This window comes from Arthrobacter sp. Y3223065 (genome assembly GCF_059090885.1).
This window is the reverse complement of sequence record NZ_JBNHGC010000001.1, coordinates 533,563-545,305: the sequence shown is the minus strand read 5'-3', so window position 1 is coordinate 545,305 and position 11,743 is coordinate 533,563. Positions and strand designations below refer to the sequence as shown.

Below are 11,743 nucleotides of genomic sequence, written 5' to 3'. Positions count from 1 at the left end.
TGCCGGCCACGCTAGTGGTCCCGTTCCCGGGTGATCAGCAGTTCGTGGGCGCCGTGCCCGGCAGCGCCCATCGATTCCACCGTGGTCTTGGTCCGTTCACGCGACGCTGCATCCGCACCCTTGGATGCGCAGACGCCCTGCGGCCTGTCCGCGGCCACCGAGCACCAGCGCAACGGGCTGGCGGTGATCAGGCTGGGCGCCCACGCCAGGTCGCTGACCAGCCACCCGCCGTCGTTGCCTTCACTGAACTGGGCGCGCAGCAGCAGACCTTCGTTGTTCACGTCGTACCACGGCGACAGTTCGGTGACGCCGTTGCCCAGGCCATAGGCGATCCACGTGCCGCGGTACTTCTCGATCGGCAGCACCGAGTGGGTGTGGTGGCCGTAGATGAGGGTGAACTCGCCGCTGTCCGCCAGGGCGTGGGCCACCTCTTCCTGCTGCGCACTGGGGACGGACGCATACTCGTCGCCGGCATGCATGGCGCCCAGCACGATGTCCGCGCCGCGCCCGCGGGCTTCCCTGGCCTTGCCGATCATCGCGTCGGCGTCCAGCATGTCCACCTGCCAGGGATGTTCGGGCGGCAGCCCGTTGTGCCCGTACGTGCCGGTGATCACGGCGATGTCCGCGCCGTCGGCCGCCAGGATCAGCGGCTCGCCCGCATCCGACCGGTTTCGGTAGGACCCGGTGTGCGCCAGCCCCCGGTCGTCCAGGGCCTCCAGCGTGCGCTCCAGCCCGGCCGTTCCCTGGTCGAGGGTGTGGTTGCTGGCCGTGGTGCAGGCGTCGTATCCCACCGCCTTAACGGCATCCAGTATGTGCGGCGGCACGTTAAAGGACGGATAGCCGGAGTACGGCCCGTTCTCGTGCGCGACCGGCGTCTCCAGGTGGCAGACCGCCAGATCGCTGCGTTCGAGGTAGGCGCGCTGTCCCTCGAGCAGGGGTTCGAAGTCCATCGGCCCGTTGCCGGTCTCCGCCGCGTCGGCCGCGGCCTGTTCCCACAATCCCACGTGCACCAGCATGTCCCCGGTCACCAGCACCGACGCGCAGCGCAGCGTGGGGCAGTCGGCCGCGGCGCCGTGGGTCGGTTCCTTCGCGGGTGTCGCGGTGGCCGTGGCGGGCCGGCCGGCAGCGTCCCGCGACGGACCCGGCGTGCCCCGGCCGGAGGGCGTGGACTGGCCGGAGGGCACCCCGGACCGGCCCCCGCCGTCGGCCACTACCCCGCAGCCGGTGGCCAGCGCGAGGACCGCGGTTGCCGCCCCCAGCGCAACCGCGGCCCGCCTGGTCCGCACCGGGAGCCCCGTCCCCTCGGGCGGCTGCCTGTTCATGCCGCAAGTGTAAGTCCGGATGTGGCGTGGCTCACGGCGGCGCGTCGGCGTGCCCGCGGCCAATACGGCAAAGACGCCGGGCACCCGTGGCACAGTGGTGGCATGGCCAACCCCTTCCTGGAACCCAGTCTCCTCCCCTATGAGCTGCCCGATTTCGCCGCGATCCGCCCGGAACACTATCCGGCGGCGTTCGAGGCCGGCTTCCGCGAGCAGCTGGCGGAAATCGAGGCGATCGCGGCCAACCCGGCACCGGCAACCTTCGAGAACACCGCCGTCGCCTTCGAGCGGTCCGGCCGCACGCTGTACCGGGTGAGCGCCGTGCTGGACAACTTCGCCGCCGCGGACGCCACCGACGACGTGATGGAGCTGCAGCGGCAGATGGCCCCGCAGCGGGCCGCCCACCGGGACAACATCTACCTGCATGCGTCTTTCTACCGGCGGGTCTCGGCGGTCGAAGAAACCGCAGAAGGCCTCGAGGGCGAAGACCTGCGCCTGCTCACGGAGCTGCGCAAGAAGTTCCGCCGGGCCGGCGCCCAGCTTCCGCCGGCGGACCAGGAGCGGCTGCGGGCGATGAACGTGGAACTGTCGGAACTGGACGCGGAGTACTCGCGGGAGCTGCTCGCCGCAGGCAATGCCGCCGCGGTGCATGTCACCGACCGCGGGCAACTGGCCGGGCTCGCCGACGACGACCTGGCCGCCGCGGAGCTGGCGGCGCGGGACGCCGGTTACGGGGACGGATGGCTGCTGGCGCTGACCCTGCCGACCGCCCAGCCGTCGCTGGAAACGCTCACCGACCGCGACACCCGCCGTCGCCTGCATGAGGCATCGGTGGGCCGCAGCGAAGCCGGCAACAGGACGCTGGAGCTGGCGGCCCGCACGGCGGAGCTGCGGGCCGAGCGGGCCGCGTTGCTGGGCTATGCCAACCATGCCGAGTACGTGCTGGACGGGCAGACGGCGCCCTCGCTCGAGGCGGTGCAGGACATGCTGGCGCGTCTGGTCCCGCCCGCCGTCGCCAACGCCCGCGCCGAGGCGGAGATCCTGGCCGAGGCGGCCGGCCACCCCCTCGAACCGTGGGACTGGGCCTTCTATTCGGAGGCGGTGCGCCGCCGCGACTACAGCGTGGACCTGGCCGGGCTGCGGCAGTACTTCGAGCTCGAACGCGTGCTCGCCGACGGCGTCTTCTTCGCCGCGAACCGGTTGTACGGACTGCGGTTCGAGGCACGCCCGGACCTCACCGCCTACCATGAGCAGGCGCGGATCTGGGAAGTGCTGGACGACGACGGCGCCCGGCTGGGCCTGTTCATCGGCGACTTCCATACCCGGGACACGAAGAACGGCGGAGCCTGGATGGATTCGCTGGTCGAGCAGTCCCGCTTGCTGGGACAGCGGGCCGTGGTCATGAACAACCTGAACATCCCGCAGCCCGCTCCCGGCGAGCCGGCCCTGCTCAGTTACGACAACGTGGTGACGCTTTTCCACGAATTCGGCCATGCGCTGCACGGCCTGCTGTCCCGCGTGAAGTACCCCAGCCTCTCGGGCACCAACGTGCCCAGGGACTTCGTGGAGTACCCGTCGCAGGTCAACGAGATGTGGATGCTGGAACCGGAAGTTGTCGGCAACTACGCCAGGCACCAGCTGACCGGCGAGCCGCTGCCGCGGGAGGTAGTGGACCGCATCAAGGCTGCCCAACTGTGGGGCGAAGGTTTTGCCACCACCGAGTACCTGGCCGCGTGCGTGCTCGACCTGGCCTGGCACAGCCTGGCCGCCGGGCAGCGGGTCGAGGATCCGCTCGCCTTCGAACGCCGGGCCCTGGCCGATGCCGGAATCGTCCTGCCCCTGGTCCCGCCGCGCTACCGCACCGGCTACTTCAAGCACATCTTCGCCGGCGGCTACGCGGCGGGCTACTACTCCTACATCTGGAGTGAAATCCTGGACGCCGACACCGTGGCCTGGTTCGCGGAAAACGGCGGACTGCAGCGCAGCAACGGGGACCGCTTCCGCCGCGCATTGCTCTCGCGGGGCAACAGCATGGATCCGCTGCAGGCCTTCCGGAGCTTCCGCGGCCGGGACGCCGACCTGGCACCGCTGCTGGCCCGGCGCGGGCTCGATCGGGAGAGCAGCTCCCCGGCCGGCCGCGGGGGCGCCCGGTAACGGCGGGGACGTCCGTTAACGGGGTGGGGACGTCCGTTAACGGCGAACGCCCGGCGCCGCACTTTCGTACGGGACCGGGCGTTCGCCGTCGTCGGTGTTTACCAGCCGCGCTCGGCGAGGCGGTGCGGCTCAGGAATCTCGTCCACGTTGATGCCGACCATGGCCTCGCCCAGGCCGCGCGAGACCTTGGCGATGACGTCCGGGTCGTCGTGGAAGGTGGTGGCCTTGACGATCGCGGCCGCGCGCTCGGCCGGGTTGCCGGACTTGAAGATGCCCGAGCCGACGAACACGCCGTCGGCGCCCAGCTGCATCATCATCGCGGCGTCGGCCGGGGTGGCGATGCCGCCGGCGGTGAACAAGACCACCGGCAGCTTGCCGGTCGCGGCGATTTCCTTGACCAGTTCGTACGGGGCCTGCAGTTCCTTCGCTGCCACGTACAGCTCGTCTTCGGGCATCGCCGACAGGCGCTTGATCTCGGCGCGGATCTGGCGCATGTGGGTGGTGGCGTTGGAGACGTCGCCGGTGCCGGCTTCGCCCTTGGAACGGATCATGGCCGCGCCCTCGTTGATACGGCGCAGGGCCTCGCCCAGGTTGGTGGCGCCGCAGACGAAGGGAACGGTGAAGTTCCACTTGTCGATGTGGTTGGTGTAGTCGGCCGGGGTCAGCACCTCGGACTCGTCGATGTAGTCCACGCCGAGGGACTGCAGCACCTGCGCCTCGACGAAGTGGCCGATGCGGGCCTTGGCCATCACCGGGATGGAGACGGCTTCGATGATGCCGTCCACCATGTCCGGATCGCTCATCCGGGACACGCCGCCCTGGGCGCGGATATCCGCCGGAACGCGCTCAAGGGCCATCACGGCCACGGCACCGGCGTCTTCGGCGATGCGGGCCTGTTCGGGGGTCACGACGTCCATGATGACGCCGCCCTTCAACATCTCGGCCATGCCCCGCTTGACCCGGCTGCTGCCGGTTACGGGGGCGTGAGTCGAAGTTTCTTCACTGCTGGACACTAAAAGCCCCTAGGAGTCGGTAGGAAACGTACATCTCATCATACGTCCGGCCCGGCGCGCAGGGTCACCGATGACGTAACCTTCCTGGCCGTCCGGTGCGGGCCGCCGTCCGCCGGGACCGGTGGCGGTCCGGGCGGCCGGCGGCCCCGGGCGGATCAGGCGGTTTGCTGGGTCTGCCGGTAGACGGCCAGGATCCGCTGGGCCACGGTCAGCAGGCTGGCGGCGGCCAGCAGCACCAGGACCACCAGCAGGACCACTTCCGGCAGGCCCAGCCCGGTCAGTCCGGTGAAGACCAGGACGGACACCAGGCGTTCGGAGCGTTCGGCCAGGCCCACGGCGGCCGTACAGCCAAGCGATTCCGCCTTGGCCCGGGCGTAGGAGACCAGCGAGCCCAGCAGCAGGCAGACGAGGGCGGAGACGGCGATGGCCAGGTTGTCCCCGCCGGTGAAGAACCAGATGGCCACACCGGCGAACACCGCGCCGTCGGCCAGCCGGTCGAGGGTGGAGTCCAGGAAGTTACCCCAGCGGCTGTTGCGTTCCAGCATGCGGGCCATCAGGCCGTCCACCATGTCGGAGAAGACGAACGCCGTGATGAAGACCGTTCCCCAGAACAGCTCCCCGAGCGGGTAGAACACGAGCGCCCCCACGGAGACCCCGAGGGTGCCCACGATGGTGACGGCGTCGGGCGAGACGCCCATCCGGATCAGGGCACGGGCCAGCGGCGTGAACAGTTTTCCGAAGAATCCGCGCGCGTACTTGTTGAGCATCGGCGCGCTACCGTGCCGGCCAGGCTTGGGCTACCTGCTTGCGGACCTCATCCAGGGTCTCGGTGATCGCCTTGGTCTGCGCGATGATCGGGAAGAAATTCCCGTCGCCGCCCCACCTGGGCACCACGTGCTGGTGCAGGTGCGCCGCGACCCCGGCACCCCCGGCCGCACCCTGGTTCATCCCCAGGTTGAAGCCGCTGGGGTTTGCCACCTTCCGCAGGACCCGCATCGCCGTCTGGGTCAGCTCGGCGAACTCGGCTGTCTCCTCCGCGGTGATGTCCGTGTAGTCGGGCACGTGGCGGTACGGGCAGACCAGCAGGTGCCCGGGGTTGTACGGAAACAGGTTGAGCACCACGTAGGCGAACTCGCCGCGGTGGACGATCAGCGATTCCTCGTCCGGGCGGGCCGGAGCCATGCAGAACGGGCACTCGTCCTTGTTCTTGAACTGGCCCTGGCCGCCCTTGACGTACGCCATGCGGTGCGGCGTCCAGAGCCGCTGGAAGGCATCCGGCACGCCGGGCAGCTCAAAGCCGTCCGTCACCTCATCGCCGGTCCGGTCGGTCATGGCTTCGGTCGTCTCGGCCATCGTCAGTTGCCGCGCCTGGCTGCGGCCTGCACGATGCGGGACACCGCCTCGTCCACCGGGATGCCGTTGTCCTGGCTGCCGTCGCGGAAGCGGAAGGAGACGGCTCCGGCTTCGGCGTCCTCCCCCCCGGCGATCAGCACGAACGGAACCTTGTCCTTGCTGGCGGTGCGGATCTTCTTCGGGAAGCGGTCCGAGCCCAGGTCCGCTTCGGCGCGGATGCCCTGGGCCTTCAGCTTGGCCACGATCTCCAGCATGTAGTCGTTGAACGCCTCCGCCACCGGGATGCCGACCACCTGGACCGGGGCCAGCCAGGCCGGGAAGGCGCCGGCGTAGTGTTCGATCAGCAGGCCCATGAAGCGCTCCACCGAGCCGAACAGGGCGCGGTGGATCATCACCGGGCGCTGGCGGCTGCCGTCGGCTGCCTGGTATTCGAGTTCAAACCGTTCGGGCAGGTTGAAGTCCAGCTGGATGGTGGACATCTGCCAGCTTCGCCCGATCGCGTCGCGGGCCTGCACCGAAATCTTGGGGCCGTAGAAGGCCGCCCCGCCCGGGTCCGGCACCAGTTCCAGGCCGGACGCCTCGGCGACCTCGGCCAGGGTGCGGGTGGCCTCGTCCCACACGTCATCGGAGCCCACGTACTTCTCCGGGTCCTTGGTGGAGAGCTCCAGGAAGAAGTCGTCGAGCCCATAGTCCTTGAGCAGGTCCAGCACGAAGTTGAGCGTGGTGGTCAGCTCGTCCTTCATCTGCTCGCGGGTGCAGTAGATATGCGCGTCGTCCTGGGTCATGCCGCGCACGCGGGTCAGGCCGTGGACAACCCCGGACTTTTCGTAGCGGTAGACGGAACCGAACTCGAACAACCGGAGCGGCAGCTCGCGGTAGGACCGGCCGCGCGAGCGGAAAATCAGGTTGTGCATCGGGCAGTTCATCGGCTTCAGGTAGTAGTCCTGGCCGGGCTTGACGACCTCGTTGGTTTCGGGATCGCGGGTCTCGTCCACATGCATGGGAGGGAACATCCCGTCCCGGTACCAGTCCAGGTGGCCGGAGACCTCATACAGGTTGCTCTTGGTGATGTGCGGGGTGTAGACGAATTCGTAGCCCGCCTCGGTGTGCCGCTGCCGCGAGTAATCCTCCATCGCCTTGCGGACGATCCCGCCCTTCGGGTGGAAGACCGGCAGGCCGGAGCCCAGTTCATCCGGGAAGGAGAACAGGTCCAGTTCGGCGCCCACCCGGCGGTGGTCGCGGCGCTCCGCCTCGGCCAGCCGCTCCTGGTAGGCCTTCAGGTCTTCCTTGGTGGGCCAGGCGGTGCCATAGATGCGCTGCAGCTGCTTGTTCTTTTCGTTGCCCCGCCAGTAGGCGGCGGCCGAGCGGGTCAGCGCATAGGCGTTGGAGATCAGCTTGGTGTTGGGCAGGTGCGGCCCGCGGCAGAGGTCCTTCCAGACCACTTCGCCGCTCTTGGCGTCCACGTTGTCGTAGATGGTCAGTTCGCCGGCACCCACTTCGATGCTGGCTCCCTCGCCGGCCTCGTCGGAGTGGCCCTTGAGCCCGATCAGCTCTTCCTTGTACGGCTCCCCCGCCATCTCGGCGAGCGCGTCGGTCTCGGAGACGGCGCGGCGGACGAAGCGCTGGTTGGAGTTGACGATCTTGAGCATCATCTTCTCCAGCTGCTTCAGGTCCTCCGGGGTGAAGGGCTCATCGACGTCGAAATCGAAGTAGAAACCGTCGGTGATGTACGGGCCGATCCCGAGCTTGGAGTCCTTGCGCAGCTGCTGCACGGCCTGGGCCATCACGTGCGCGGTGGAGTGGCGCAGCACGTTCAGTCCGTCCGGGGAGTCGATGGTCACGGCTTCGACCTTGGCGCCGGCCGGGATCGGCTGGTCCAGGTCCTTCAGCTCGCCGTCGACGCGGACGACGACGACCTCCCGCCGGGCGCCGTAAAGGTCGGCCCCCGTCGTGCCCTCGGTCACCTGGTTCTCTTCGCCGTCGACGATGAGGGTGATGTTCTGGGGCGCTGACACAGAGGTCTCCTTATGGTGGATGTAAGCCGTTACAGCAGCGACATACTTGGGCGCTGCAAGCCTCTACGATCGTATCCGCTGTCGAGTTGCCCGACCAACACCGGCGCGGCAGGGGCGGCGCGCCCGCGAAGGCCGGCCGGCCGCTTCCGGCCGGCGGGATCACCCTGCCGGTTCCCGCTGCTTCCGGCCGGCGGCGTCACCCTACCCGGTTCCCGTGGCTTCCCGCCGGCGGTGGTGCATCACCGTGGCTTCCGGCCGGCGGCGTCACCCTGCCCGGTTCCCGTGGCTTCCGGCCAGCCAGGGTTCGGCCGGAACGCGGTGATCCAGTCCTTCCGCGGCCATGCGGCGGGCAAGTTCGCCAGTTCCCGGCTTTTCCTGGCGGTCGGCGCCCCTGCCTTGTGCCGGGGTTGCGGGCGCACGCCCCGCCGCAGGCCCGGGAGGGACAGGGTTGCCCGGCAGCGGCAGGCTGGCGGTGTCCGAAAGGTCCCACGCCTCCAGCGCCTGCAGCCCGATCCCCCTGGGTCCGGTCCGCCGGGTGAGGCCGCGGATGAGCAGCATCTCGGTGCCGAACAGCAGCGGGCCGGAACGTTCCTGGGCTTCCTGGAAGAAGGTGGCGTCCACGCAGCCGGTGCCGTCGTCCACGCTGATGAAAACCACCCGCCGGCCGCCGCGCATGGGCGGGGTCTGGGTGGCAACACGGATACCGGCCACCATCACTTCGCTCCCGTTGCGCAGGTGCAGCAGGTCCTTGGCCTGGGTGACGCCGAGCTGGGCCAGCAGCGGCGCGTAGCTCTCCATCAGGTGGGAGCTGGCGTCGATCGAGAGCAGGTCCAGTTCGGTGCGCACCTTGTCCACAGTGGTAGGTTCCGGGAAAACCGGGACGAGATGGCGCAGCTCCAGGTCTCCCAGCGGCAGGGACAGCTGGCCCTCGGTGGGCTGGTAGCGCTGGGGAACCGGGCGTGCGTCCGGCTGGTCCAGATGGTAGACCAGATCCGTCCGGCTGGCCGCCCGGCCGCCGCGTTGGCCGGTCCTGCGGTTCAGTTCGTCGAAGGCCCCCAGCTGGGCCAGGCGTTTCAGCGCGGGTTTGCCGACCTTGGCCCGCGCCCGCAGGTCGGCCAGCGATTCGTACGGCTGGCCGGCAACTATGCGTTTGAGCTCGGTCGCCGAGAGCCCGTAGATGCCGGTCAGGCTAAGCCGGATCCCCAGCTTTTCCCCGGTGCCGGAGGGAACGCGTTCCACCTGGTAGCGGTCCGTGCTGCGGTTGATGTCCAGCGGCAGGATCGGGATGCCCAACCGCCGCGCTTCGGCCACCAGCAGGCGCAGCGGGTACATTCCCGGATCGTGCTGCCACAACCCGGCCAGGAATGCCTCGGGGTGGTGGGCCTTCAGCCAGGCAGTCTGGTAGGTGGGCACGGCGAAGGCGGCCCCGTGGGCTTTGCAGAATCCGAAGCTGCCGAAGGACTTCAGCGTGCCCCACACCGTGTCGACCACCTCCGATGGATACCCGCGGTCCAGCGAGGCGTTGCGGAAGTATTCCTCCACCGCCGGTTCGGCTTCCTCGTTGCCCAGCAGCCGGCGGAACTCGTCCGCCTTGGCCAGTCCGCAGCCGGTGAATACGTCGAAGGTCCGCAGGACCTGTTCGTGAAAGATCGTGACGCCGTGGGTTTCCTTCAGGACCGGAATCAAATCAGGGTGCGGGAAGCGCTCCGGCGCCCAGCCATGGCGGTGCTCCAGGAACGGCCGGACCATATCCGATTGCATCGGGCCCGGCCGGAACAGCGAAATGTCGATAATCAGGTCGTTGAAGTCCCGTGGGGCCATCTTGCCCACCAGCTCGCGCTGCCCCGGTGATTCGATCTGGAAGCATCCCAGGGTGTGGGTGCTGCGGATCAGCTCGTAGGTCGGTTCGTCGTCCAGCGGGACCCGTTCCAGGTTGATGGTCCCGTCCGCGGCAATGTAGTCGGGCCCGGCTCCGTCCTCGCCCACCGGGTGCCGGCCTGCTGCCGTCACGGCGTCCTTGTCCGGATGGATGCGGGCTATTTCCTTCAGCGCGTAGGCGATGGAACTCTGCATCCGCACGCCCAGCACGTCCAGCTTGAGCATGCCCATCGGGTCCATGTCGTGTTTGTCGAACTGGCTCATCGGCAGCCCCAGCCCGCTGGGCTGGGTAGGGGTGCGGTCCAACAGCGAGGTGTCGCCCAGGATCACCCCGCAGGGGTGCATGGAAATGTGCCGGGGCAACCGGTCCAGCCGTTCGGTCAAATCCACCAGCAGGTCCAGCTGCTGGTTCTGCTCCACCTGCGCGGAAAACGCGCGCAGCTCCGGCTTCTCTGCCATCGCCTCACGGAACTGGCGCGCGGAGAACCGCCACAGCTGTTTGGCGATGCCCGAAATCTCCTCCTCCGGCAGCCCCAGCGCCAAGCCGGCGTCGCGGACCGCCCCGCGGGCACGGTAACCGTTCTGCATGCTCATCAGGGTTACCCGCTGGCTGCCGAAACGGTCGAAGATCCTTTGGTAGACGTTGTGCCGCTCTGCGCTTTCCACATCGATGTCGATGTCCGGCAGGGTGGAACGGTCCTGGGAGAGGAAGCGCTCGAAGATCAGCCCGTGGTCCAGGGGGTTCACATGGCTGATGTAGAGCAGATAGTTCACCAGGCTTGAGGCGCCCGACCCCCGGGCCGCGGCACGCACGCCCATCCCGGTGATCATGCGCGACACTTCGGCCACCGTCAGGAAGTAGGAGGCGAAGCCCAGCCGCGAGATGATGCCCAGCTCATGGGCCAGCCGGTCCCGCAGTTCCTTCTCGGCCCGTCCGGACATTCGGCCGAACCGTTCGGCGATGCCGGTTTCGCAGCGCTGCACCAGCTCGGCCACGGGATCCCCGTCGATCCCGATGACAGAGGCTTCGGGGACCACCGGGCGCTTGAAGCCCATGTCTTGATAAGGATCCATGCGGCACCGGTCGGCCACCGCTTCCGTCGTGGCCAGCAGGCGGATGACGTCCTTGCTTCCGCCGCCGGCTGCCTGCACGATTTCCCGCGCCAAGGCTTGCATCCGGTCGGGGGATTTCAACCAGCCCTGGGCGCTCGGCTGCAGATCCGGCAGCTTGGACAAGGCTGTCAGCGCCCTCGCCGAGTCCAGCACATCGGCGGTGGCGGCTCCGTCCTCTTCGCAGTAGCGCACGGCATTGGTCAGCACTGCCGGCAGATTCAGCTCCCCGGCCAGGTTAAGCATCCGCACCGCGTGGGCGGTACTGAGGTTCTCCCCCGGGGCACTCAGGTGGGAGACGATTTCCACAACCAGCGACCCGGCCGGCAGGCCGCTGCGCCAGCGTCCGGCCAGCCGGCGGGCTTCGGCGTAGCTGCGGCGGCGCAGCGCCTGTCCGACGTCCGAAAAAGGGCCCAGCAGCACCGTCAGGGCCGGTTCGCGGTCCGGAACACCGGCATGCCGGGCGAGTTGATCCACCGTCACGCCGGGCGTCCGGCGGCTGGCCGAGCGCCCGCGGGCAGCTGTGCCGGCATGGGCTTCCGAGACCAGGCGGCAGAGCGCATGGTAGCCGCTGCCCTGGTTTCCGCCATGGGCCAGCACCACAACGCGGCCGGTGTCCCGGCCGCCGCCGTCCTGGACGGCCAGGTCCACGCCGACTATCGGATCCATCCCCGTTGCCAGGCACGCCTTAAGATGCTTGACCGTGCCGTAGAGGCCGTCCCGGTCGGTGCAGGCCAAGGCGTCGGCTCCGAAGGAAGCGGCCGCTGCGGCCAGTTCCTCCGGCCAGGAGACACCGTAGTGCGCACTGAACGCCGTGGATACATGCAGGTGGGTAAAGCTCATGGACATTCCAAACAACGGTTGGGGCACAGGATGGGTATCCGGCGGACTGCCGCGGGGA

7 protein-coding genes are annotated in these 11,743 nt (G+C 68.8%); 1 reads left to right on the top strand and 6 read right to left on the bottom strand.

Annotated elements, in window-relative coordinates:
- Positions 1-11: 11 nt before the first annotated feature.
- Positions 12-1,322, bottom strand: coding sequence for a CapA family protein (locus tag AC5RUK_RS02460; protein WP_494151287.1), 1,311 nt, complete (start codon positions 1,320-1,322; stop codon positions 12-14).
- Positions 1,323-1,424: 102 nt separating this feature from the next.
- Between AC5RUK_RS02460 and AC5RUK_RS02455 the strand changes: the two genes are divergently transcribed.
- Positions 1,425-3,473: a M3 family metallopeptidase gene (locus tag AC5RUK_RS02455; RefSeq protein ID WP_494151286.1), complete on the top strand. Its 2,049-nt coding sequence runs from the start codon at positions 1,425-1,427 to the stop codon at positions 3,471-3,473.
- Between the two features lie 98 nt (positions 3,474-3,571).
- Here AC5RUK_RS02455 and pdxS read toward each other — a convergent pair whose 3' ends face one another.
- The 5 genes from pdxS to AC5RUK_RS02430 form a co-directional block, all read right to left on the bottom strand.
- Complete coding sequence (pdxS, locus tag AC5RUK_RS02450) at positions 3,572-4,486, bottom strand: pyridoxal 5'-phosphate synthase lyase subunit PdxS (RefSeq protein ID WP_493987097.1); 915 nt, start codon at positions 4,484-4,486, stop codon at positions 3,572-3,574.
- Positions 4,487-4,641: 155 nt separating this feature from the next.
- Positions 4,642-5,253: a phosphatidylinositol phosphate synthase gene (gene pgsA, locus AC5RUK_RS02445; RefSeq protein ID WP_493987096.1), complete on the bottom strand. Its 612-nt coding sequence runs from the start codon at positions 5,251-5,253 to the stop codon at positions 4,642-4,644.
- Between the two features lie 7 nt (positions 5,254-5,260).
- Positions 5,261-5,839, bottom strand: a complete 579-nt coding sequence (locus AC5RUK_RS02440; protein ID WP_494108882.1) for an HIT family protein — start codon at positions 5,837-5,839, stop codon at positions 5,261-5,263.
- A 2-nt stretch (positions 5,840-5,841) separates the two neighbouring features.
- Complete coding sequence (thrS, locus tag AC5RUK_RS02435) at positions 5,842-7,854, bottom strand: threonine--tRNA ligase (RefSeq protein WP_494108881.1); 2,013 nt, start codon at positions 7,852-7,854, stop codon at positions 5,842-5,844.
- Between the two features lie 264 nt (positions 7,855-8,118).
- Positions 8,119-11,685, bottom strand: coding sequence for a DNA polymerase III subunit alpha (locus AC5RUK_RS02430; protein ID WP_494151285.1), 3,567 nt, complete (start codon positions 11,683-11,685; stop codon positions 8,119-8,121).
- Positions 11,686-11,743 lie beyond the last annotated feature (58 nt).